21 protein-coding genes are annotated in these 22,356 nt (G+C 66.4%); 18 read left to right on the top strand and 3 right to left on the bottom strand.

What is annotated here, in order from left to right; genetic code table 11:
• Positions 1 to 127: 127 nt before the first annotated feature.
• Positions 128 to 697 carry a DUF1415 domain-containing protein gene (locus BVG12_RS29870; RefSeq protein ID WP_075795575.1) on the top strand — a complete coding sequence of 190 codons (570 nt, stop codon included), beginning with the start codon at positions 128 to 130 and terminating at the stop codon, positions 695 to 697.
• Positions 678 to 893, top strand: a complete 216-nt coding sequence (locus tag BVG12_RS29875; protein ID WP_075795576.1) for a DUF1289 domain-containing protein — start codon at positions 678 to 680, stop codon at positions 891 to 893. Before BVG12_RS29870 ends, BVG12_RS29875 begins: the two co-directional genes overlap by 20 nt.
• A 10-nt stretch (positions 894 to 903) precedes the next feature.
• On the opposite strand, the gene BVG12_RS29880 is transcribed toward BVG12_RS29875, so the two are convergent.
• The gene (locus tag BVG12_RS29880) at positions 904 to 1,410 is read right to left on the bottom strand and encodes a DUF1993 domain-containing protein (protein WP_075796651.1); all 507 of its coding nucleotides are present in this window, start codon (positions 1,408 to 1,410) and stop codon (positions 904 to 906) included.
• Between the two features lie 244 nt (positions 1,411 to 1,654).
• On the opposite strand from BVG12_RS29880, the gene BVG12_RS29885 reads away from it, so the two are divergent.
• Complete coding sequence (locus BVG12_RS29885) at positions 1,655 to 4,813, top strand: sensor domain-containing protein (RefSeq protein ID WP_075795577.1); 3,159 nt, start codon at positions 1,655 to 1,657, stop codon at positions 4,811 to 4,813.
• Positions 4,782 to 7,118: a xanthine dehydrogenase family protein molybdopterin-binding subunit gene (locus tag BVG12_RS29890; protein ID WP_083685519.1), complete on the top strand. Its 2,337-nt coding sequence runs from the start codon at positions 4,782 to 4,784 to the stop codon at positions 7,116 to 7,118. Before BVG12_RS29885 ends, BVG12_RS29890 begins: the two co-directional genes overlap by 32 nt.
• On the opposite strand, the gene BVG12_RS29895 is transcribed toward BVG12_RS29890, so the two are convergent.
• Positions 7,119 to 7,547 (bottom strand): thioredoxin family protein, encoded by a 429-nt coding sequence (locus BVG12_RS29895; protein WP_075795578.1) that lies wholly within the window; start codon positions 7,545 to 7,547, stop codon positions 7,119 to 7,121.
• Between the two features lie 62 nt (positions 7,548 to 7,609).
• On the opposite strand from BVG12_RS29895, the gene tsaB reads away from it, so the two are divergent.
• The 4 genes from tsaB to BVG12_RS29915 are packed head-to-tail and all read left to right on the top strand — an operon-like array spanning position 7,610 to position 10,701.
• Positions 7,610 to 8,347 carry a tRNA (adenosine(37)-N6)-threonylcarbamoyltransferase complex dimerization subunit type 1 TsaB gene (gene tsaB / locus BVG12_RS29900; RefSeq protein ID WP_075795579.1) on the top strand — a complete coding sequence of 246 codons (738 nt, stop codon included), beginning with the start codon at positions 7,610 to 7,612 and terminating at the stop codon, positions 8,345 to 8,347.
• Positions 8,344 to 8,805 carry a ribosomal protein S18-alanine N-acetyltransferase gene (gene rimI / locus BVG12_RS29905; protein WP_075795580.1) on the top strand — a complete coding sequence of 154 codons (462 nt, stop codon included), beginning with the start codon at positions 8,344 to 8,346 and terminating at the stop codon, positions 8,803 to 8,805. Before tsaB ends, rimI begins: the two co-directional genes overlap by 4 nt.
• Positions 8,802 to 9,755 carry a uracil-DNA glycosylase gene (locus tag BVG12_RS29910; protein WP_075795581.1) on the top strand — a complete coding sequence of 318 codons (954 nt, stop codon included), beginning with the start codon at positions 8,802 to 8,804 and terminating at the stop codon, positions 9,753 to 9,755. The genes rimI and BVG12_RS29910 overlap by 4 nt, the downstream gene beginning before the upstream one ends.
• Positions 9,733 to 10,701: a DUF1853 family protein gene (locus tag BVG12_RS29915; protein ID WP_075795582.1), complete on the top strand. Its 969-nt coding sequence runs from the start codon at positions 9,733 to 9,735 to the stop codon at positions 10,699 to 10,701. The genes BVG12_RS29910 and BVG12_RS29915 overlap by 23 nt, the downstream gene beginning before the upstream one ends.
• 73 nt (positions 10,702 to 10,774) lie before the next feature.
• Here the strand turns inward: BVG12_RS29915 and lplT are convergent, their stop codons facing one another.
• Positions 10,775 to 12,037 (bottom strand): lysophospholipid transporter LplT, encoded by a 1,263-nt coding sequence (lplT, locus tag BVG12_RS29920; protein WP_075795583.1) that lies wholly within the window; start codon positions 12,035 to 12,037, stop codon positions 10,775 to 10,777.
• A gap of 138 nt (positions 12,038 to 12,175) precedes the next feature.
• Between lplT and alr the strand changes: the two genes are divergently transcribed.
• The 10 genes from alr to phoR all read left to right on the top strand — a co-directional run bounded on the left by alr (position 12,176) and on the right by phoR (position 22,188).
• A complete protein-coding gene (gene alr, locus BVG12_RS29925) occupies positions 12,176 to 13,288 on the top strand; it encodes an alanine racemase (RefSeq protein ID WP_075795584.1) in 1,113 nt (370 codons plus the stop codon).
• Between the two features lie 10 nt (positions 13,289 to 13,298).
• A complete protein-coding gene (gene radA / locus BVG12_RS29930) occupies positions 13,299 to 14,678 on the top strand; it encodes a DNA repair protein RadA (protein ID WP_075795585.1) in 1,380 nt (459 codons plus the stop codon).
• Positions 14,679 to 14,762: 84 nt separating this feature from the next.
• A complete protein-coding gene (locus BVG12_RS29935) occupies positions 14,763 to 15,083 on the top strand; it encodes a PilZ domain-containing protein (RefSeq protein ID WP_075795586.1) in 321 nt (106 codons plus the stop codon).
• Between the two features lie 505 nt (positions 15,084 to 15,588).
• Positions 15,589 to 16,632 carry a phosphate ABC transporter substrate-binding protein PstS gene (pstS, locus tag BVG12_RS29940; protein ID WP_075795587.1) on the top strand — a complete coding sequence of 348 codons (1,044 nt, stop codon included), beginning with the start codon at positions 15,589 to 15,591 and terminating at the stop codon, positions 16,630 to 16,632.
• Positions 16,633 to 16,736: 104 nt separating this feature from the next.
• Positions 16,737 to 17,756 (top strand): phosphate ABC transporter permease subunit PstC, encoded by a 1,020-nt coding sequence (gene pstC / locus BVG12_RS29945; protein WP_075796654.1) that lies wholly within the window; start codon positions 16,737 to 16,739, stop codon positions 17,754 to 17,756.
• Positions 17,756 to 18,610 carry a phosphate ABC transporter permease PstA gene (gene pstA, locus BVG12_RS29950; protein WP_075795588.1) on the top strand — a complete coding sequence of 285 codons (855 nt, stop codon included), beginning with the start codon at positions 17,756 to 17,758 and terminating at the stop codon, positions 18,608 to 18,610. The genes pstC and pstA overlap by 1 nt, the downstream gene beginning before the upstream one ends.
• An 11-nt stretch (positions 18,611 to 18,621) precedes the next feature.
• Complete coding sequence (gene pstB, locus BVG12_RS29955; protein ID WP_229503953.1) at positions 18,622 to 19,425, top strand: phosphate ABC transporter ATP-binding protein PstB; 804 nt, start codon at positions 18,622 to 18,624, stop codon at positions 19,423 to 19,425.
• 35 nt (positions 19,426 to 19,460) lie between these two features.
• Positions 19,461 to 20,186, top strand: a complete 726-nt coding sequence (gene phoU / locus BVG12_RS29960) for a phosphate signaling complex protein PhoU (RefSeq protein WP_075795589.1) — start codon at positions 19,461 to 19,463, stop codon at positions 20,184 to 20,186.
• A 3-nt stretch (positions 20,187 to 20,189) separates the two neighbouring features.
• Entirely contained in the window at positions 20,190 to 20,882 is a 693-nt protein-coding gene (locus BVG12_RS29965; protein ID WP_075795590.1) for a response regulator, read from the top strand.
• Positions 20,883 to 20,895: 13 nt separating this feature from the next.
• Complete coding sequence (phoR, locus tag BVG12_RS29970; RefSeq protein ID WP_075795591.1) at positions 20,896 to 22,188, top strand: phosphate regulon sensor histidine kinase PhoR; 1,293 nt, start codon at positions 20,896 to 20,898, stop codon at positions 22,186 to 22,188.
• Positions 22,189 to 22,356 lie beyond the last annotated feature (168 nt).

Consider the following 22,356-nt stretch of genomic DNA (forward strand, 5'->3'; position numbering starts at 1 on the left):
CCTGTCAAGGTAACCCGGCTTGCCGGACGTTCTATGGAGGGGACGCAAAAACGCGTACAATGGCCGTCTCCGCGCCAGCGGTTTAGGTTTTTCCGCGCCAGCGGATCGCATATATTGAAAGCATTACATGAGCACTGCCAACGAGAACGTGGACGATGACGCCATCGTCGCCGCCACCCGGCGCTGGGTCGACCGCGCCGTCATCGGCCTGAACCTTTGCCCGTTCGCCAAGGCGGTGCAGGTCAAGGACCAGGTCCGCTACGTCGTCTCGCATGCGCGCTCGCCCGAGTCGCTGCTCGACACCCTGATGGACGAACTGCAGCTGCTGGCCGACACCGATCCCGAGCAGATCGACACCACTCTGCTGATCCACCCGTATGTGCTCCAGGATTTCCTGGATTTCAATGAATTCCTCGACGTGGCCGACGCCGCCTTGGAAGACATGAGCCTGGACGGCGAGCTGCAGATCGCCAGCTTCCACCCGGACTACCAGTTTGCGGACACCGACCCGAACGATATCGAGAACTATACGAACCGTTCGCCTTACCCGGTCCTGCAACTGCTGCGCGAAGACAGCATCGACCGCGCCGTGGAAGCGATCCCGGATGCGGCCGAGATCTTCGAGAAGAATATCGACACCATGGAAAAGCTCGGCCATGAAGGCTGGGACAAGCTCGATGTCGGCCCCGCACGCTGATGCACGGAGCGTCCCTCTGCCCGAGCGTCCGGACACGCCCTGCGTCGCCGTCTGCTCGACGACGTTCGACGACATCTGCCGCGGCTGCGGCCGGACCGTCGTCGAGGTGGCCCATTGGGTCTCGATGACGGCCGAGCAGAAGGAAGTCGTGTGGCAGCGCATCCTCGCGCAGGGCTACCCGCGCCGCAACACTTGAACCGTCTTGATCAGAAGGTCCCGACGAAATCCCGTTTCCCGATCTCCAGCCCGTTATGGCGCAGGATGTCGTATGCCGTCGCGGCGTGGAAATAGAAGTTGGGCAGCGCGTAGTGCAGTAAATAGACCTGGCCCTTGAACTGGCGCTGGTTGGCGCCCGTGCCGATCGTCACGTCGCGGTCGCCGCCGGCATCCACCGCCTCGCGCGCCACCGTGTCCAGGAAGGCCAGCGTCTTTTCCAGCCGTGCCTGCAGGCCGGCGAAATCCGTCTCGGTATCTTCATAGCGCGGCACCTCGGCGCCCGCCAGGCGCGCGGCCGCGCCCTTGGCGAAATCCGTCGCCAGCTGCACCTGGCGCACCAGCGGGAACATGTCCGGGAACAGGCGGGCCTGCAGCAGGGCGTTCGGGTCCAACTTTTTCGCGTCCACATGCGCTTCGGCCTTCGTCAGGATGGACGCCAGGCTACCCAGGATCTGGCGGAATACGGGCACCGAGGCCGTGTACAGGGAAAGGGTCATCGTCGTCTCCTCCATGAAAAGAATTCGATGATAGCAAGCTTGCATCCGCGCCGCTTGGCGCCGTTCAAACCCCCCGGCGTGGCGGCCCGGTCACGGTTATCGCTACCAAGCCGGGCGTAACGGAAAAACTTGTGACGTGCGGCAATTGTTGCGTGCATAATCCAGAAAAACTCTAACTTATTGATTCGTCACAATAGTTGTCGTACCAGCCACAAGCCGGACGCGGCACCGAGTCCCCACCACCATGGCCTTCTTATCTCGAGTCGCCTTGACCGCGCTGCCGGCGCGCCTCGCCAGGCTGTACGGTCGCTCGCTGTACGCCGCGCTGCTGGTGATGGTGTTCGGCGGCCTCGCGGTGCCGGCCGTCGTGGGCGGTTACCTCCTGATCGGCGTGCAGGAACGGCAGGCGGCCCGCCGCGAGCTTGACGAGACCCTGCAGCGCAACGCCGACATCCTCGCGCTGGGCATGCAGGAATCGCTGTGGAACATGAACATCGATGCGGCCCGCTCGCTGGTCGATTCGCTGATGCGCGACCCGGCCGTCGTGCGCGTGCACGTGAGCGCCCAGGCCGAGGGGGATTTCATCGACCGCCGCGCCGCCGTCGCGCCCGGCGGCCAGATGCTGCGGGCCGAGCGCGAGGTCGTCGTGCACGGCCAGCCGATCGGCCACGTGGCTGTCGAGATGGACGACAGCCACAGCCAGCAATCGCTGCGCGCCAAGCAGGTGCGCTATGCGCTCGTGCTGGCCGTCCAGCTGGCCGTGTCGCTGTTATTGATCCTGATGCTGCTGCGCCGGCGCCTGCTCGCGCCGCTGGGCACCCTGATGTGTTTTTCCGACCGCCTGTCGCGCGGCGCGTTCGACACGCCGCTCGCGCTGCCCACGAACGACGAACTGGGACAGCTCGGCGGCCAGCTGGAGCGCATGCGCATCGCGATCGGCGACCTATTCCAGGACATCGGCCGGCGCGAGGAACGCTTCCGCACCATCGTCACGCAGGTGCCGGGCGCCGTGTTCCGCGCCCGCCCGGGCGGGTCGATCGACTTCGTCAGCGATGCCATCGAAGACATCTCCGGCTATCCGGCGAGCCGGTTCATCGGCGCGCACACCGACCTCTGGGCCGACGTGATCTGTCCCGAAGACCGCAAGCTGCAACGGCATTTCGTCAAGGAGGCCGTGCTGGCCGTGCGGCCGTACGAGATCGAGTACCGCATCGTCGACGCCGCCGGCATCGAGCGCTGGGTGCTGGAGAGCGGCCAGCCGGCCGGATTCGACGGCAACGCCGCATTCTGGATCGACGGCATCATCTCCGACATCAGCGAGCGCAAATACAACGAGATGCGCATCGAGGCGCTGCTGGCCGAGCAGGGCGCCGTGCTGGACAACGTCATGTTCGGCATCCTGTACGTGCGCGAGCGGCGCGTCGTGTCGACCAACCGCCGCTTCGACGAATTGTTCGGCTACGCCGAGGGCGAGCTGGTGGACGATCCGGTCGGCGTGCTGTTCCCGACCGTCGAGGATTGCGTGCAGGGCATCGAGGCGTCCGCGCCGGTGCTGGCGCGCGGCGACGACTACAGCGAGGAGCGCCAGTTCCGGCGCCGCGACGGGCGCCTGTTCTGGTGCGCCGTGAGCGGCCGCGCGCTCGACCCCGAACGGATCGACGACGGCGCCATCTGGGTGTTCGCCGACGTCACGGAGCGGCGCCAGGCCGAGGAAAAGCTGCGCCTGTCGGCCACCGTGCTGGAACACATTGCCGACGGCGTGATGGTGATCGACGTGCACGGCAAGATCGTCGCCACCAATCCCGCCTTCACGCAGATCACGGGCTATACGGAGAGCGAGGCCGTCGGCACGCACTCGAACCTGACGCGCATGACGGGCGCCGATGCCGGCTTCTACGAAGCGCTGTGGGCCGACCTGGCGGAGGCGGGGTTCTGGCGCGGCGAGATCCGCAACCTGCGCAAGAACGGGGAAGCCTATCTCGAGTGGCTGACCGTGTCGGCCGTGCGCGACGACCACGACGCCGTCACGCATTACGTCTGCGTGTTTTCCGACATCACCAAGGTCAAGGAATCGCAGGACAAGCTGGACCACCTCGCGCACCACGACCCGCTCACGGGCCTGCCGAACCGGCTGTTGTTCCACGACCGCCTGCAGCACGCGATGGTGCGCGCCGCGCGCGGCCGCCGCCAGCTCGCCGTGATGTTCATCGACCTCGATCGCTTCAAGACCGTCAACGACACGCTGGGCCACCACGTCGGCGACGAACTCCTGAAACAGGTGGCGGACCAGCTGTCCGCCTGCCTGCGCGACGGGGACACGCTGGCGCGCCTGGGCGGTGACGAATTCATCGTGCTGCTCGAAGACGTCGACGGCGCGCAGGGCGCGCGCGAGGTGGCGGAAAAACTGATGCGGCTGTTCGAACTGCCCGTGCTCGTGTCGGACTACGAACTGTTCGTCACGGGCAGCGTGGGCATCAGCCTGTTCCCGCAGGACGCGGTCGACATGAACGTGTTGATCCGGAACGCCGACGTGGCCATGTACCAGGCCAAGGCGCGCGGGCGCAACGGCTACCAGTTGTATGCGCCGTCGATGGATGGCGACAACGCCGAGCGCCTGCGCATGGAAGGCCTGCTGCGCCGTGCGATCGAACGGGGCGAGATCCGCCTGCACTATCAGCCGCAGGTGGAGATCGAGACGGGCCGCCTGACCGGGGTCGAAGCCCTCGTGCGCTGGCACAGCGCGGAGCTGGGCCACGTGCCGCCGGTGCGCTTCATCCCGCTCGCGGAGGACATCGGCTTCATCGGCCAGCTGGGCGCCTGGGTGCTGGAAGAGGCCTGCCGCCAAGCGGTGGCGTGGGACGCGGCCGGGCTGCATGTGCCGAAGATCGCCGTGAACCTGTCGGGACGCCAGTTCGACCGCGGCAGCCTGGCGCCGCAGGTCGCGCGCGTGCTGCTTGAGGCCGGCCTGGCGCCGCAGCGCCTGCAGCTCGAGGTGACGGAGTCCGTGATCATGAACACGGGCGACGCCCTCCAGTACATCAACGACCTGCATGCGCTCGGCGTGGAACTCGCGATCGACGATTTCGGCACGGGTTATTCGTCGCTCGCCTACCTCAAGCAGCTGCCGGTGCAGACCTTGAAGATCGACCGCAGCTTCATCAAGGACATCGCCACCGACAAGGAAGACGAAGCGATCGCGATCGCCATCGTCCAGCTGGGCAAGAGCATGGACCTGGCCGTGATCGCGGAAGGCGTCGAGACCGTCGAGCAGGCCGCGTTCCTGCTGCGCCACGGCTGCCGGCGCGCGCAAGGTTATTTGTACGGCCGGCCGATGGAGCCGGGCGAACTGCTGGACACATGGAGGGAGGACGATGCGGGACACGGGCGCACCAAGTTCGGATAAGGAAGACGACGACAGCATTCGCGGCGTACGCAAGGTGCAGAAACCGCGGCGCCGGCGCTTCCTGCTGGGCGGCCTGGCCGCCGGGACCGCGCTCGTCGTGGGCTGGGGCGTCGCGCCGCCGCGCCAGCGGCTGCGCGCGACGGTGGCAGGCAGGCTCGATGCCGGCACCGTCGCCCTGAACGGCTGGGTGGCGATCGCGCCCGACGGCACCATCGACGTCGTCGTGCCGCGCAGCGAGATGGGGCAGGGCGTGCACACGGCCCTGCCCGTGCTGCTGGCCGAGGAACTGGACGCGCCGCTCGAAGCCGTGCGCGTCGTGCAGGCGCCCATCGACAAGATCTTCGCCAACCTCACCGTGCTGCGCGATACCTTGCCGTTCCATCCGGACGCTGCGGGCAGCGTGCCCGCGGGCGCCCGCTGGGTCGCGGGCAAGGTCGCGCGCGAGCTGGGCATCATGTTCACGGGCGGCTCGACGAGCGTGAAGGATGCGTGGCCGACGATGCGCGAAGCGGGCGCCGTCGCGCGCGCGATGCTGCTGCGCGCCGCCGCGGAACAATGGGGTGCCAAGGTCGATGCGCTGACCACGCGCGACGGCATGGTGCTCCATCCGGATGGACGCCGCGCGCCGTACGGCCTGCTGGCCAGGCGCGCGGCCGCGCTGGGCGCCGGCATCGGTCCCGGCGACGTGCGCCTCAAGACGCCGGCGGAGTACCGCCTGATCGGCAAGCCGCTGCCGCGCCGCGACTCGCCGTCGAAAGTGAACGGACAGGCCGTCTTCGGCATCGACGTGCGGCCGGAAGGCCTGCTGTACGCGGCGCTGCGCATGGCGCCCGTGCTGGGGGCGGGTGTCGCCGGCTTCGACGCGACCAAGGTCGCGGCCATGCCGGGCGTGGTCAAGGTCGTGGACGTGTCGTCCGCGCTGGCGCCGTTCTCCGGCGCGGGCGCCGGGGTCGCGGTCGTGGCCAAGGGCTGGTGGCAGGCGAAGCAGGCGGCGCAGGCGCTGTCCGTGCGATGGTCCGACAGTCCGCACGATGCGCTGTCGAGCGAATCCGTGTTCGCCGGCTTCGCCAAGGCGCTCGAAGAGGAGCCGGGCTATGCCTATTTCGAATCCGGCAGCCAGGACGCGGCAGAGCTCGCGGGTGCGCGCATCGTGCGCGCCGAATACCGCGCGCCGTTCCTCGCGCATGCGACGATGGAGCCGCAGAACTGCACGGCGCAAGTCCTGAACGGCAAAGTCAGGTTGTGGGCGCCGACGCAGGTACCGAGCATCGCGGTGGACGTGGCGGCGAAGGTCGCCGGCGTGTCGCGCGACGATGTGTCCATCGCCGTGACGATGCTGGGCGGCGGCTTCGGCCGGCGCCTGGAGACGGATATGGTGGCGCAGGCCGTGGCTGTCGCGCTGCAGACGCGCGGCCGGCCGGTGCAGCTGATCTGGACACGCGAGGACGACATCGGCCACGACGTCTACCGCCCGGCCGCGCTGGCGCGCTACACGGCGCGCGTGGGCGCGGACGGCAACGTGCTCGCATGGGACAGCAAATTGGCGAGCGGCGCCATCGGCCACCAATACTTCCCGCGCAACCTGGGCCTGCCCGGCGTCGGCCCGGACAAGACGACCGCAGAGGGCGAGTTCGACCTGCAGTATGCGATCGCCAACCGGCGCAGCCGCCACGTGGCCGTCGACAGCTTTGTGCCGATCGGTTACTGGCGCTCGGTGGGGCACTCGCACAACGCGTTCTTCAAGGAGAGCTTCGCGGACGAACTGGCGCACGCGGCCGGCCAGGACCCGGCGGCGTGGCGGCGCGCGCTGCTGAAGGACCATCCGCGCCATCTGGCCGTGCTGGACGCCGCGCTCGCGCGCGCCGGCACGGCACCTGGCGGCCGCGCGCACGGCCTCGCGGTGCACCAGGCGTTCGGCACGGTCGTCGCGCAGGTGGCGGAAGTGTCGGTGGACGGCAAGGACATCCGCGTGCACCGCGTCGTGTGCGCCGTCGATTGCGGCCTCGTCGTCAATCCGAACATCGTCGCGCAGCAGGTCGAGTCGAGCGTCGTGTTCGGGCTGTCGGCCGCGCTGGCGGGCGAGATCACGTTCGCCGGCGGACAGCCGCGGCAATCGAATTTCGGCGATTATCCCGTGCTGCGGATGGGGCAGGTGCCGGAGGTCGAGACGATCATCATGCCGAGCGCGGCGCCGCCGGAAGGCATGGGCGAGCCGGCCGTGCCGCCCGTCGCCCCGGCCGTGGCGAACGCGGTGTTCAAGTTGACGGGGCAGCGCTTGCGCAGCCTGCCGCTGCGCCTCGCGTGATCACTCGTCCGCGCCCGCCAGCAGGGTGCGCAGATTGCACTCGCGCTGCCACGCCTGGCGTTCCGGCGTCGATGCTCCCTGGCGCGCCAGCTCATCGGCGCTGAGTTCGGCCTGCGCGTGGATCAGCCGGTCGGCCACGCCCGCATCCGGCAGCATCGTGCCGAAGAACGCGACGGCGTCGCCGCGCTGCATGAGCAGGGTCGGGAAGTTCTCGACGTCGAGGTCGCCGACGACGTCGGCCTGGTCTTCCACGTCGATCCAGACGAAGGTCTTGTCCGGATGGCGCGCGGCCAGGCCGTCGAACGCGGCGCGGTAAGACGCGCAGGTGCCGCACCAGGCGGCGCACAGGCAGGCGACGATCCAGCCGTCGCCGTGGAGGGCGGCGGCGACCTGGTCGCGGGTATCGGGCTCGAGGGTGAGACTGGACATGGGCGGGATTTTACAACGGTTCCGCGCTTTTGGCCGGCCCGGCCGCCGGGTTACAATACGCCATGCCTATCATCCTCGCAATCGAAACCTCGTCCGAGCTGGCGTCCTGCGCGTTGTTGAATAGCGCGGCCGGCGCGGATGCCCCCGTATTGACCCGTGAATCGTCCGGCGTGCGCACGCATTCCCAATCCGTCCTGCCGATGGTGCAGGCGTTGCTGCGTGACGCGGGCATCGCGCTGGCCGACTGCGACGCGATCGCGTTCGGCGCCGGTCCCGGCTCGTTCACGGGCGTGCGCACGGCATGCGGCGTGGCGCAGGGTCTGGCGTTCGGCGCGAAGAAGCCCGTGCTGGCGCTCGTGACCTTGGAAGCGATGGCCGAGGCCTGCCGCGCACGCACGGGCGCGACCGAGGTGCTCGCCGTGCTGGATGCGCGCATGGGCGAAGTCTATTGGGCGCAGTACCGTTTCGACGGCGCGTGGGAGAGCGTGCGCGAGCCCGTGCTGTGCGCGCCCGGCGCCGTCGCGCCGGAACCCGTGGCCGGCCTGGTCGCCTGCGGCAACGGCTTCGCCGCGTATCCGGAAGCGTTCGCGGGGCAGGCTTTCGCCGCAGGTGCCCACGCCGACATCCTGCCGCACGCGCGCGAATTCGCCGTGCTGGGCGTGGCCGCGCTGGCCGCCGGCCAGGCCGTGCCGGCCGACGCGGCGCAACCGCTCTACCTGCGCAACAAGGTCGCGTACACGAGCGCCGAACGCCAGGCCATCAACGCGGCGAAGGCCGGCGCGGAGCAGGGCAAGCAATGAGCGGGCACGCGCACCTGGCACTGCGTCCGATGGTCGTGGGCGACGTCGACGAGGTGCATGCCCTCGAATGCAGCGTCTTTCCGCATCCGTGGACCCGCACGAACTTCATGGACTCGCTCGCGAGCGGCTACGACGCGTGGGTGCTGCGCGAACCCGAAGGCGCTCTGGCAGGCTACTTCCTGCTGATGTATGCGCTCGACGAGGCCCATCTGCTGGACGTCGCCGTCGCGGCGCCGCTGCATGGCCGCGGCGTCGGGCGCTATCTGCTGGACCGCATCGCGGCCCGCGCGCGCGCGCAGCGCATGGAGTCGATCCTGCTGGAAGTGCGGCCGTCGAACACGCGCGCGCTGCAGGTGTACCAGCGCTACGGCTATGCGGAGATCGGCCGCCGCAAAGGTTATTACCCCGCGCACGAAGGCCGGCGCGAGGATGCGATCGTGATGAGGTATGTGTTATGAACGGTGTCAGTGAACGCGACGCCATCTTCCTGAGCGAGATGGGCCTCGCCCCGCTGTGGCAGCTGCGATCGGCGCCGGCACGCGCGGACGTCGCCGTCGAAGAAGCCCCAGCGCGGGCCCCGTCGCCGCTGCAGCCTGTGGCGCAGTCGGCGTCCGCGCTGGCGCCGGTCGTGCCGCCGCCGGCCCCCGTCGCGCCGCCGCCGGCACCGCGGCCTGCCCCGGCGGCACCGCAGCCGCGGCCGCCCGGACCGTCGCCGCTGCAGCCGGTCGCGCAATCCGTGTCCGCGCTGGCACCCGTCGACGTCGATTCGGCCTGGGACGACGCCGCGCTGCCGAGCGACGCGACGCCGGAAGAAATCGCGGCCATGGACTGGGACCAGCTCACCATCGCCATCGCCGCCTGCCGCCGCTGCAGCGCCTGCCGCGAAGGTCGCGCGCCGGTGCCGGGCACGGGCGCGAAACGGGCGCGCTGGGTCGTCGCGGCCGGCGCCACGACGGCCGCCGATGAAAAGGCGCGCGTGCCGCTGGCGGGCGATCCGGGCAAGCTGCTGGACAATATGCTGGCCGCCGTCGGCATGGGCCGCGAGCGCGACGTCTACGTCACGAACCTGATCAAGTGCCGTCCGACGACGGCCAGCGGCGGCGAGCGCGCGCCGACGCCGCAGGAGGCGGCCGCGTGCCGTCCCTACCTCGAACGCGAAGTGGCGCTGACGGGGGCGGACACCGTGCTCACGCTCGGGCAGATCGCCGCCAACACGCTGCTGGCACGGCCGCTGCCGGAACCGCTGGCGGGTGCCCGCGGCGATATCCACACGCTGGACGCGGGCGGGCGCGCCGTGCACCTTGTCGCGACGCTGCATCCGGGCGAACTGCTGCGGCGCGGCGCCGACAAGGCCCTGGCCTGGGCCGACCTGTGCAGGGCGAGGAATGCCCGTGCGCGATCCGGCTGACACGTACCAGGCTTATTTCGAGCGCCGCTGGAGTCATCTGCGGCGCGCGCGGGTGCGGGCGCTGGCCTGGCTGCTGGACGCCCCGGACCTGCTCGACATCCACGATCCGCACTGGGCAGGCCGCATCGCCACGCTGGGCCCGATGCTGCCTGCGACCGAGCTCTGGCTGAGCGAGCTCGACGCCGATCCCACGCCGCTCGACGCGGCGCTCGGCGCGAAAATGTATACGCGCCTCGGCCTGTACGCGGAAAAGCTGATGGCGTTTTATTTCGCCCACCAGGGCCGCCTCGTCGCACACGGCCTGCAGGTGCGCGCGAGCCGCAACGACACGGTCGGCGAGTTCGACTTTTTATTGGATGCGGAGGAGGGCGCAGGCGTCGAACACATCGAGTTCGCGACCAAGTTCTATCTGCTGCAGGACGGTTCGGCGGCGGGCTTCGACACGTTCGTCGGCCCCAACCTGGCAGATAGTCTCGGCCGCAAGATGCGCAAGGTGTTCGACCGCCAGCTCGCGCTGGGCAGCCACCCGGCCGCGCAGGACGTGCTGCCGCGGCCCGTCGTCGCGGCGCGCGCGCTCGTGAAGGGCTGGCTGTTCTACCCGCGGGGAACCTATCGAGCCATGCAGGGGATCACGGCAGGCCACTGCCGCGGCTTCTGGTGCGCATTGGAAGAACTCGACGCCTTGCCCGGCGACCGCTTCCTGATTCTGCCGCGCCTGCAATGGCTGCCGCCGTTCCGCGCGCAATCGGCCACGTGGATGCTGGACAAGGCCCAGCTGGCCGCGGAACTGGAAGATCATTTCCTGGCGTCCGACGCACCCGTGCTGGTGGCGCTCGTGCGCGAAGAGCCCGGCGTGATCGTCGAATTCGAACGGGGCTTCATCGTCCCGGACGACTGGCGCGAACGGGCCTCAAACCGGGGTCAGACCCCGGTTTTTGGAAATTGATTCAGGGACAGATTTAGCGGGCCCGCCATGGTTGCTTCGAAGACGTTGCCCAAATTTGGGGTCTGACCCTTGTTTAGTGTTTGTGCTCGCCGATGAGGGCAAGGGAATCATGCTCGCGCTGGTTGGCCGCGTGGCGGCGGCCGATCAGCCACATGATGCTGGCCAGCGACATGCCGAACAGGACGATGATGACGTTCAGGTCGAGGTTCAGCGTGATCATGATGGCGTACAGCGCCAGCATGGTGAGGATGGACAGGTTCTCGTTGAAGTTCTGCACGGCGATCGAGTGGCCGGCGCTCATCAGGACGTGGCCGCGGTGCTGCAGCAGGGCGTTCATCGGCACGACGAAGAAGCCGGACAGCAGGCCGATCAGCAGCAGCAGCGGCACGGCGATCGTCAGCGAATACACGAGGGTCATGCCCATCACAACGAGGCCCATGAGGATGCCCAGCGGGATGACGGTCAGCGATTTCTTCAGCGGGATCATTTTGGCGGCGAGCGCCGCGCCGACGGCGACACCGATCGCGACGACGCCGATCAGGCTCGTGGCTTTGTCGAGCGGCATGTGCAGCGAGCGCTCGGCCCATTTCAGCACGATGAATTGCAGGGTGGCGCCGGCGCCCCAGAACAGCGTCGTGACGGCCAGCGAGATCTGCCCCAGCTTGTCCTTCCACAGCGTGGACGAACAGTCGGCGAAGTCGGCGATCAGCCTGGCCGGGTTGCGTTCCTGGTGCTCGTAGCGGGCGCCCGTGTCCGGAATGCGCAGGTTGAAGCCGGCCGCCAGTGCGTACACGCCGATCAGCACGGCGAGCTGGGCCTTGGTCGGGGTGTCGATGCCGGTGTCGATATAGGGCACGTCCAGGGACATCAGCCAGGCGTTGCCGTGCACGCTGACGAGGGCGCCACCCATGACGGTGCCGAGGATGATGGACATGACGGTGAGCCCTTCGATCCAGCCGTTGGCCGCGACGAGTTTTTCCGGCGGCAGCAGCTCGGTCAGGATGCCGTATTTGGCGGGCGAATAGACGGCCGCGCCGAAGCCGACGACGGCGCAGGCGATGAGGGGATGCACGCCGAAGAAGATCAGGCAGCAGCCGAAAACTTTGATTAAATTGGCGATGAACATCACCCGTCCCTTGGGCATGGAATCGGCGAACGCACCGACGAAAGCAGCCAGCAGGACGTAGAACAGGACGAACGACAGCTTCAGCAGCGGAGTGAGGGAAGCCGGGGCTTTCATCGCCGTTAGCAGACCGATCGCGACAAATATCAGCGCGTTGTCTGCCAGCGACGAGAAGAACTGCGCCGCCATGATGGTATAAAAACCACGATTCATTCGAGAGGTTCAAAAAACTGGATGGGTTGCTTTATACCATGAAAGATCGGTTCGCCCAAGGAATCGACAATACGGCATTTCACTGCCGCAGGTAAAATATGCCTTTCGTTCGCAGCTAACCGCCCCCATCTGCAAGCCATGCCACGTCCCCTGCACGCCACCATCCACCTCGATTCCATGCAGCACAATCTGGCCCGTGCGCGCGCCTGTGCGCCGCAGGCGAACGTCTGGGCGGTGGTGAAGGCGAACGCCTACGGGCATGGCCTGGAACGGGGTATGCGCGGCTTCGCGTCGGCGGACGGGCTGGCGCTGATCGAGACGGAAAATGCGCTGCGCCTGCGCGAGCTGGGCTGGGTGAAACCGATTCTCTTATTGGAGGGAATCTTCGACACGTCGGACATCCCGTTGCTGGCCGAGCACAATATCAACAGCACGGTGCACTGCATCGAGCAGGTCAGGATGCTCGAATACACCCAGCTGTACCGTCCCATCGATGTGCACCTCAAGATGAATACCGGGATGAACCGGCTCGGCTTCCGGCCGGACGAGTTCGCGGCGGCCTACCAACGCCTGCGCGCCATTCCCGGCATTCGCAACATCACGCTGATGACGCATTTCGCCAATGCGGACGAGCTGGAGCATCCGCGCCTGTCGATCGGCGAGCAGGTCCGGCGCTTCCGCCTGGGCGCGGACGGCCTCGCCGGCGAGCGCAGCCTGTCGAATTCCGGCGGCGTGCTGCACACGGCGGAGCTGGTCCAGGAGCTGCAAAGCGACTGGGTGCGTCCGGGCATCATGCTGTACGGCGGCACGCCGGGCGGCCGGTCGGCGCAAGACTACGGCCTGCTGCCGACGATGACCCTGAAGTCGGAGATCATCGGCGTCCAGCATCTGGAACCGGGCGACAGCGTGGGCTATGGCAGTCGCTTCCAGGCCGACCGGGCGATGACGGTCGGCGTCGTCGCCTGCGGCTATGCGGACGGCTACCCGCGCCACGCCGAGCACGGCACGCCCGTGCTCGTGGACGGCATCCGCACGACGCTCGTCGGCCGGGTGTCGATGGACATGATGGGCGTCGACCTGTCGCCGATCCCGAACGCGCGCGTGGGCAGCAAGGTCACGTTGTGGGGCGACGGCCTGCCGATCGACGAGGTGGCCCACGCCGCCGGCACGATCGGTTATGAATTGATGTGCGCGCTGGCATCCCGCGTGCGTGTGGCCGAGGCCCCGCTCGGCTGCGATCCCATTTTATAAGTAAGGAACCATGGCTAAATCCCGTACCAGTTTCGTCTGCAGCGATTGCGGCAGCGTCGCCAGCCGCTGGACCGGCCAATGCGTCGATTGCAAGGCCTGGAACACGATGACCGAACAGGTCGAGACCGCCGGCCTGAACCGCATGTCGCAGACGCCGCATATGCACAAGAGCCTGGCGCAGACGGCGCCCGTGCTGTCGCTGAAGGATATCGAAGCGATCGACGTGCCGCGCTTCGGCACCGGTATCGATGAATTCGACCGCGTGCTGGGCGGCGGCCTCGTCGCGGGCGGCGTCGTGCTGATCGGCGGCGACCCCGGCATCGGCAAGTCGACCCTGCTGCTGCAGGCGCTGGCCAACCTGGCCGGGAACCGCAGCACGCTGTACGTGTCCGGCGAGGAATCGGGCGCCCAGATCGCGCTGCGTGCGCGCCGCCTGCAGGTCGAGGCGAAAGACTTGAAATTGCAGGCCGAGATCCAGCTGGAAAAAATCCTTGGCACCATTGCCGACCTCAAGCCGGACGTCGCGGTCATTGACTCGATCCAGACGCTGTATTCGGACGCGCTGACATCGGCGCCCGGTTCGGTCTCGCAGGTGCGCGAATGCGCGGCCCAGCTCACGCGCGTGGCCAAGCAGACGGGCGTCACCATCATCCTCGTCGGTCACGTGACGAAGGAGGGCGCGCTGGCGGGGCCGCGCGTGCTGGAACATATCGTCGACACGGTGCTGTATTTCGAGGGCGACACGCAGTCCAGCTTCCGCCTCGTGCGTGCCATCAAGAACCGTTTCGGCGCCGTCAACGAGCTCGGCGTGTTCGCGATGACGGAAAAAGGATTGAAGGGCGTGTCGAACCCGTCCGCCTTGTTTCTTTCGCAACATGACAATCAGGTGCCCGGTTCCTGCGTGATGGTGACGCAGGAAGGCACGCGGCCGCTGCTCGTCGAGGTGCAGGCCCTTGTCGACGCGAGTCACCTGCCGAACGCGCGCCGGCTGTCCGTCGGCCTGGAGCAGAACCGTCTCGCGATGCTGCTGGCCGTGCTGCACCGTCACGCCGGCATCGCCGCGTTCGACCAGGACGTGTTCATCAACGCGGTGGGCGGCGTCAAGATAACGGAGCCGGCGGCCGACCTTGCCGTCCTGCTTGCCATTAATTCATCGATGCGCAACAAGCCGTTGCCGCGCGGCCTCGTCGTGTTCGGCGAAGTGGGACTGGCCGGCGAGATCCGCCCGGCACCGCGCGGCCAGGAGCGCCTGCGCGAGGCGGCGAAGCTCGGCTTCTCGATCGCCGTGATTCCGAAAGCCAATGTCCCTAAGCAAAAGATCGAGGGCATGAATATCGTGGCCGTCGAGCGCATCGACGAAGCGTTCAGCAAGCTGCGCGAGCTGGACTGATCTGAGGGTTGGGCTGCGGCAACACGCGGGTTGCCATTTCCGCCTATAATCCCACCTCGTTTTCAAAAGCATCACTGGATAAACGTGGTTACAGATCAAAGAACTTCCGCACGCAAGATCCTGAAGGCGAGGGCGGTATTGGCGTTGGAAGGGCAGGCGCCTGTCCAGGGCCGCACTTCCGATATCGGCACCAACGGCGTCAGCATCACGGTGCCGCATCCGTTGCAGACGGGGCAGACGGGCCAGGTCGGCGTGGACCTGCTGGTCGACGGTCACCCCTTCGCGCTGCGTGCCCGCGTCAAAGTCATGTATTGTATTTTCAGCAATGGCGAGTTCAAGGCCGGGTTTCAGTTCGTGAACCTGGATTTGAACTCGATGAGCCAGCTGTCGCGCTTTCTGCGCTGACGCCGGTTTTGTCGGCAAGAAAAGCGGCGGGTGCCTGTGGCCCCGCCGCTTTTTCTTTGATGAGGCCTCGTCGGTCTCCAATGCTATTCGTGATAGCGGTCGTGCAATTTTTGCGCGCTGCCGATGCCTTCCGAGATCACCTCGTACAGGACGAGGACCACGATACCGGCCAACATTCCAGATATAAATAACATAACCTTTAGCGCCGTTGGGCGCTCCCTCCGATCCTTCTCACCGTGCCGTTTTTAAGTTGTAGGACACATCCTCCATACCACTGTAAACGCTTTCAAAGTAGCATAAGGCGAGGTATTTACAAGGGGCTTTTGCTCTGCCGCGTGCCCGGCAATATGACACGGGCGGGCAACCGTGTGACAAGGTTTTTTAGCGTGTCACATCATGCGGGCTGGATGTCATATGGTCGAATCGACCATGTCATAAAGCCGTCATATTTGCTCTCTACACTTCGCAGCATCAACCGTGTGACTACCTCAACAAAGGACTTGATATGCGCATGAAGCAACTGCTGGCAACCATCATCATCGGCACCACCGCCGCGTTCGCGAGCACCGCGACCCTGGCCGCCGATATCACCGGTGCTGGTTCCACCTTCGCCTACCCGATCTATTCGAAGTGGGCGGAGATGTACAAGAAGACCAGCGGCAACGGCCTGAACTACCAATCGATCGGCTCGGGTGCCGGTATCAAGCAAATCAAGGCCAAGACCGTCGATTTCGGCGCGTCGGACATGCCGCTGCCGGCCGAGGAGCTGAACGAAGCGGGTCTGATGCAGTTCCCGACGATCATGGGCGGCGTCGTCGCCATCGTCAATCTGGAAGGCGTCGCCCCGGGCCAGCTGAAGCTGACCGGTCCGGTTCTCGCCGATATCTACCTGGGTAAGGTCACCAAGTGGAACGACAAGGAAATCGCCGCCCTGAACCCGGGCGTCAAGCTGCCGGCCGAAGACATCACGGTCGTGCACCGTGCCGACGGTTCGGGCACCTCGTTCCTGTTCACCAACTACCTGTCGCAGACCAACCCCGAGTTCAAGCAGAAGATCGGCGCCGGCACGGCCGTGAAATGGGTCGTGGGCGTGGGCGGCAAGGGCAATGACGGCGTCGCCGCCAACGTCCAGCGCATCAAGGGCTCGATCGGCTACGTCGAGTGGGCGTATTCGAAGAAGAACAAGCTGGCGCACACCCAGCTGAAGAACCACGACGGCAACTTCCTGCAGCCGGACGACGACAACTTCAAGGCCGCCGCCGCCAACGCGGACTGGGCCCGTGCACCGGGCTTCGACGTCGTCCTGACCGACCAGGCCGGCAAGAACGCCTGGCCGATCACCGGCGTGACCTACGCCCTGGTGCACAAGCAGCAGGCCGACGCCGCCAAGGGCAAGGAAGTGCTGAGCTTCTTCAACTACGCGTTCAAGAACGGCGCTGCCGCCGCCACCGAACTGGACTACGTGCCGATGCCGGAGTCGGTCATCAAGCTGGTGGAAACCGCCTGGAAAAACAACCTGAAAGACAGCTCGGGCAAGGCGATCTGGTAATTGGGCAAAACCCGTAACGTGGGTAGCGTCGCTCCCACCCTCCCGGCGAGCGGTCGGTAGGGTGGGAGCGACGCATTGCTTTAGGTAATAAATTGGACAAGAACATGAACGCACACTCCGCGCTCGCCGCCGACGAGGCCGGCCAGGCCGCGTTGCAGGACGAGGCCCGCAACGCGGCACTGCGCAATACCATGCGCGTGCAGCGCATCCAGGACTTCATCTTCCACAAGGTGACCTTGCTGTTCGCCGCGAGCGTACTGGTGGTCCTGGTCGGCATCATCGTATCCCTGGCGATCGGCGCGGCGCCCGCGTTCCGCGAATTCGGCGCATCGTTCCTCACGACCAACGAGTGGGATCCCGTCAACGATAAATTCGGCGCCCTGATCGCCATCACGGGCACGCTGGTGACCTCGATCATCGCGCTCCTCGTCGCGTTCCCGATCAGCTTCGGCATCGCCCTGTTCCTGACGGAGATCTGCCCGGCCTGGCTGCGCCGCCCGATGGGCATGGCTGTCGAACTGCTGGCCGGCGTGCCGTCGATCATCTACGGCATGTGGGGCCTGTTCGTGTTCGCGCCGCTGTTCGGCGATTATGTGCAGCCGTTCCTGAAAAAGACGCTCGGCGTGCTGCCGTTCATCGGCCCGTTCTTCCAGGGCCCGACGATGGGCCTGGGCCTCCTGACCGCCGGCCTGATCCTGGCCGTGATGATCATCCCGTTCATCGCCTCCGTCATGCGCGACGTGTTCGAGATCGTCCCCGCCGTGCTGAAAGAATCCGCATACGGCCTCGGCTGCACCAAGTGGGAAGTCGTGCGCAAGATCGTGTTGCCGTACACCCGCGCCGGCGTCGTCGGCGGCGTGATGCTGGGCCTGGGCCGCGCACTCGGCGAGACGATGGCCGTCACGTTCGTGATCGGTAACGCCAACGATATCGCCCTGTCGCTGTTCGCGCCGGGCAACTCGATTTCTTCCACGCTGGCCAACGAATTCGCCGAAGCCAGCTCGCCGCTGCACGTGTCCTCGCTGTTCGCGCTGGGCCTGATCCTGTTCGCCATCACGTTCATCGTGCTGTCGGCCGCAAAACTGATGCTCGTGGGTATGGCCCGCAAGGAAGGGGTGAAGTAATGGATGCTGTCGTGAATGCTGTCTATCGCCGCCGCCTGCTCGGGCACCGCGTCGGCATCGCGCTGTCCGTGCTGGCGATGGCCATCGGCCTCGGCTTCCTGCTGTGGATCCTGACCACGTTGCTGATCAATGGTTTTGGCGCACTGTCGCACACGCTGTTCATGATGGACACGCCGGCCCCGGGCAGCCCGGGCGGCGTGCGCAATGCCATCGTCGGCAGCCTCATGATGGTGGGTCTGTCCACGGCGATCTCGACCCCGGTCGGCATCCTCGCGGGCATCTACCTGGCCGAATACGGTCAGAACAACAAGTTCGCCGCCGTCACGCGTTTCGTCACGGACATCATGCTGTCGGCGCCGTCGATCGTGATCGGCCTGTTCGTGTATGCCCTGTGCGTGGCCCGCTTCCAGCATTTCTCGGGCTATGCCGGCACGGTCGCGCTGTCGCTGATCGCGATTCCCGTCGTCGTGCGCACGACCGACAACATGCTGCACCTCGTGCCGAACAGCCTGCTGGAAGCCGCGTTCGCGCTGGGCGCGCCGCGCTGGAAGGTGTCGATGACGGTGCGCCTGCGCGCCGTGAAGGCGGGCGTCGTGACGGGCGTGCTGCTGGCCGTCGCCCGCATCGCCGGCGAGACGGCGCCGCTGCTGTTCACCGCGCTGAACAACCAGTTCTTCAGCCTCGACATGAAGCAGCCGATGGCCAACCTGCCGGTGGCGATCTATCTGTTCGCGATGAGCTCGTACGAAGACTGGCGCAGCCTGGCCTGGGGCGCCGCCCTGCTGGTGACCTTCAGCGTGCTGCTCCTGAATATCCTCTCGCGGACCGCGTTCCGCCAAAAGACCCCGCAATGATGAATTCCATGATGACCCAGACCCTGTCTACTCCGACGACGACGAACATGTCCAAGCCCAAGACCAAGACGATCGAGATCTCCGGCCTGGACTTTTATTACGGTAAGACGAAGAGCCTGAAAAACGTCAGCCTGGACGTCCACGACAAGCAGGTCACCGCATTCATCGGTCCGTCCGGCTGCGGCAAGTCGACGCTGTTGCGCACGCTGAACCGCATGTACGACCTGTACCCGGGCCAGCGCGCGGAAGGCTCGATTCTTTACCGCGGCCGCAATATCCTGGAGCCGGGCGTCGACGTGAACATGCTGCGTGCCAAGATCGGCATGGTGTTCCAGAAGCCGACGCCGTTCCCGATGTCGATCTACGACAACATCGCGTTTGGCGTGCGCCTGTACGAAAACCTGTCCAAGGGCGAGATGGACGAGCGCGTGGAATGGGCCCTGAAGAAGGCCGCGCTGTGGACCGAAGTGAAGGACAAGTTGAACAAGAGCGGCCTGTCGCTGTCCGGCGGGCAGCAGCAGCGCCTGTGCATCGCGCGCGGTGTCGCGGTGAAACCGGACGTGCTGCTGCTCGATGAGCCGACGTCGGCGCTGGACCCGATCTCGACGTCGAAGATCGAAGAACTGATCAGCGAGCTGAAGGGCGACTATACGATCGCCATCGTCACGCACAATATGCAGCAGGCCGCACGCTGCTCGGACTACACGGCCTATATGTACCTGGGTGAACTGGTGGAATTCGGCGAGACCGACCAGCTGTTCCTGAATCCGGTACGCAAGGAAACCCAAGACTACATCACCGGTCGCTTCGGCTGATACGGTAAGATAACTATATTGAACAGGATGGACACATGGTAGGCGAACACTCTTCCAAGCAGTACGACCAGGAGTTGGAGGCGATTCGTTCCAAGGTGCTGCTGATGGGCGGCATGGTGGAAACGCAGTTCGACGAAGCGCTGAACTGCTTCCGCGTCGGGAACACCGAGCAGGCCGACAAGGTCATGGCGGACGACCACGCCGTCAACCAGCTCGAAGTGCAGCTGGACGACGCCTGCAGCCACCTGATCGTGCGCCGCCAGCCGGCCGCCAACGATTTGCGCACGGTGATGGCGACGATCAAGGTCATCACGGACCTCGAGCGCATCGGCGACGAAGCCACCAAGATCGCGCGCACGGCCAAGAGCCTGCACGAGCGCGGCATGGTCAGCTTCAACCACTACGAGACGGTGCGCACGATCTCGCGCGCCACGGCCGACATGCTGCACGACGCGCTGGACGCGTTCGCGCGCCTGGACGGCAAGGCCGCCGTGCAGATCATCGCCCAGGACGACGTGATCGACCACGAGTTCCGCACGATCCTGCGCAGCACCATCACGTTCATGATGGAAGACCCGCGCACGATCTCGTCGGCGCTGGACGTGCTCTGGGTGGCGAAGGCCATCGAGCGCATCGGCGACCACGCGAAGAACATCGCCGAATACGTGATCTACGTGGTCGAGGGGCGCGACATCCGCCACAGCAAGCTGCCCGCGGGGCAGCTTGCACCACAGGCCCTCTCGGCCAACAACGAAGGGTGACCGATGGCGGCCAACACGAGCGTCCTGATTGTCGAAGATGAACCGGCGATCGTCGAACTGGTGAGCTATTCCCTGCGCGAGACGGGCTGGGAGATCCGCACGGCCGCCAACGTGGCGTCGGCCTGGGATTCGATCGTGCACGGCAGGCCCGACCTGCTGCTGCTGGACTGGATGCTGCCGGACCAGAGCGGTCTGCGGCTGTTGTCGCGCCTGCGCGGCGACCGCGATTTCCAGGACATCCCCGTCATCATGCTGACGGCGAAGAGCATGGAAGAGGACAAGATCGCGGGCCTGAACACGGGCGCGGACGACTACGTGACGAAGCCGTTCTCGCCGCGTGAACTGGTGGCCCGCTCGAAAGCCCTGCTGCGCCGCAAGAGCCCGCACCTGGCCGAGGCGCCGCTGCAGGCCGGCCCCGTCACGCTCGATCCGGCCAGCTGCACCGTCACGCTGGACGGCCGCCAGCTCGACATGGGGAATGCCGAATACCGTTTGCTGAAATTCCTGATGGCGCACCGCGAGCGCGTGTTCTCGCGCAGCCAGCTGCTCGACAAGGTGTGGGGCGATGCCGCCGCCGTCGAGGAGCGCACGGTCGACGTCCATGTCCTCCGGCTGCGCAAGGCGTTGAAGGAAGCGGAAAAACTGATCAAGACCGTGCGCAGTGTCGGCTACATGCTGACCGAGAAAGAAAAATAGAAAGGTCGTCCGCTTGAATCCTCGAGTCATGTTCTGGGTCCCGGCGTTGCTGCGCCTGGGCCTGACGCTCGCGGTCGCCGGCATCGCCTGGTGGCTGCTGGGCGCGGTGTCCGGGCTGGCGCTCGCGCTGCTCCTCACGCTGGCTTTGCTCATCTCCCAGCTGGCCTATTTGCACAAGCTCGGCGAGTGGCTGAACGACCCGCAAAGCACCAAGCTGCCGGACGGGTGGGGCGCCTGGACCGACGTCTTCGCCCGGCTGTACCGCCTGCGGCGCGACGACGAACGCAATCGCGACGAGCTGACGGAGTGGCTGGCGCGCTTCCGCCAGGCCATGCACCTGCTGCCGGAAGGCGTGGCGATCATGGACGACGTCCTGCTCCTCGAATGGTGCAACCCGGCGGCCGAGCGCCACCTGGGCCTGACGCTGGAGCGCGACAAGGGCCGGCGCGTGACGAACCTCATTCGCCATCCGGAATTCATCGACTACCTGATCCTCGGCCGCTACGAACAGCCGCTCACGCTGTCGCTCCGCGGTCGCAAGCTGATCGTGCAGATCATCCCGTTCGAGAACCGCCGGCAAATCCTCGTCACCCACGACGCCACCGAGACGGAGCGCATCGAAGCCATGCGCCGCGACTTCATCGCCAACGCGTCGCACGAGCTGCGCACGCCGCTGACGGTGATCGTCGGCTTCCTCGAGATCGCGATGGCCGATCCGGGACTGGACGAAAAGACGCGCACGGCGCACCTGATGCTGATGACGGAACAGGCCGGACGCATGCAGCGCCTCATCGAGGACATGCTGACCCTGTCGCGCCTGGAGTCCGACGAGTATCCCCTGAGGCGAGAACGGGTGGACATCAGGGCGCTCGTCGAGCAGGTGGCGACCGATGCGCGGGCGCTGTCGAACGGCCGTCACGAGATCGACTTCACCGTCGACGGCCCGGACGTGATGGGCAGCGGCGAAGAATTGCGCAGCGCGTTCGGCAACCTGGCCAGCAACGCCGTGCGCTACACGCCGGAAGGCGGCAAGATCGAACTGCGCTGGTCGCACGGCCCGAACGACCTGCGCTTCGAAGTGATCGACAACGGCATCGGCATCGACGAGCAGCACATCTCGCGCCTGACCGAGCGCTTCTACCGCGTCGACAAGAGCCGCTCGCGCGAGACGCAGGGCACGGGCCTCGGTCTCGCCATCGTCAAGCACGTGCTGCTGCGCCACGGCGGCAAGCTCGCGATCCGGTCGGTGCCGGGCAAGGGCAGCGTGTTCACGGCGTCGCTGCCGAATACCTCGCTGCCGGGGTAAGCTGGAGGGCCCGATTCCCGGCATGGGTGCGCGCGTCCGCGGGAAGCCGTTCCGGCAATGCCGGGAAGTCGTTTCCGGCATTGCCGGGAGCGACGGGTTCGAGGATGGCCGTCATGCCCGCGAAAGCGGGGACCCATGCTGAGCATGCGTCGACGCGGCTTCCGCGGG

The sequence above is a fragment of the Massilia putida genome, from assembly GCF_001941825.1.
Taxonomy (GTDB): Bacteria; Pseudomonadota; Gammaproteobacteria; order Burkholderiales; family Burkholderiaceae_D; genus Telluria; species Telluria putida.

Bases quoted from the DNA above. Each gene is read 5' to 3' on its own strand.
- BVG12_RS29870 (WP_075795575.1), top strand. From the start codon at position 128: ATGAGCACTGCCAACGAGAACGTGGACGATGACGCCATCGTCGCCGCC.
- BVG12_RS29875 (WP_075795576.1), top strand. From the start codon at position 678: ATGTCGGCCCCGCACGCTGATGCACGGAGCGTCCCTCTGCCCGAGCGT.
- BVG12_RS29880 (WP_075796651.1), bottom strand. From the start codon at position 1,410: ATGACCCTTTCCCTGTACACGGCCTCGGTGCCCGTATTCCGCCAGATC.
- BVG12_RS29885 (WP_075795577.1), top strand. From the start codon at position 1,655: ATGGCCTTCTTATCTCGAGTCGCCTTGACCGCGCTGCCGGCGCGCCTC.
- BVG12_RS29890 (WP_083685519.1), top strand. From the start codon at position 4,782: ATGCGGGACACGGGCGCACCAAGTTCGGATAAGGAAGACGACGACAGC.
- BVG12_RS29895 (WP_075795578.1), bottom strand. From the start codon at position 7,547: ATGTCCAGTCTCACCCTCGAGCCCGATACCCGCGACCAGGTCGCCGCC.
- tsaB (WP_075795579.1), top strand. From the start codon at position 7,610: ATGCCTATCATCCTCGCAATCGAAACCTCGTCCGAGCTGGCGTCCTGC.
- rimI (WP_075795580.1), top strand. From the start codon at position 8,344: ATGAGCGGGCACGCGCACCTGGCACTGCGTCCGATGGTCGTGGGCGAC.
- BVG12_RS29910 (WP_075795581.1), top strand. From the start codon at position 8,802: ATGAACGGTGTCAGTGAACGCGACGCCATCTTCCTGAGCGAGATGGGC.
- BVG12_RS29915 (WP_075795582.1), top strand. From the start codon at position 9,733: ATGCCCGTGCGCGATCCGGCTGACACGTACCAGGCTTATTTCGAGCGC.
- lplT (WP_075795583.1), bottom strand. From the start codon at position 12,037: ATGAATCGTGGTTTTTATACCATCATGGCGGCGCAGTTCTTCTCGTCG.
- alr (WP_075795584.1), top strand. From the start codon at position 12,176: ATGCCACGTCCCCTGCACGCCACCATCCACCTCGATTCCATGCAGCAC.
- radA (WP_075795585.1), top strand. From the start codon at position 13,299: ATGGCTAAATCCCGTACCAGTTTCGTCTGCAGCGATTGCGGCAGCGTC.
- pstS (WP_075795587.1), top strand. From the start codon at position 15,589: ATGCGCATGAAGCAACTGCTGGCAACCATCATCATCGGCACCACCGCC.
- pstC (WP_075796654.1), top strand. From the start codon at position 16,737: ATGAACGCACACTCCGCGCTCGCCGCCGACGAGGCCGGCCAGGCCGCG.
- pstA (WP_075795588.1), top strand. From the start codon at position 17,756: ATGGATGCTGTCGTGAATGCTGTCTATCGCCGCCGCCTGCTCGGGCAC.
- pstB (WP_229503953.1), top strand. From the start codon at position 18,622: ATGACCCAGACCCTGTCTACTCCGACGACGACGAACATGTCCAAGCCC.
- phoU (WP_075795589.1), top strand. From the start codon at position 19,461: ATGGTAGGCGAACACTCTTCCAAGCAGTACGACCAGGAGTTGGAGGCG.
- BVG12_RS29965 (WP_075795590.1), top strand. From the start codon at position 20,190: ATGGCGGCCAACACGAGCGTCCTGATTGTCGAAGATGAACCGGCGATC.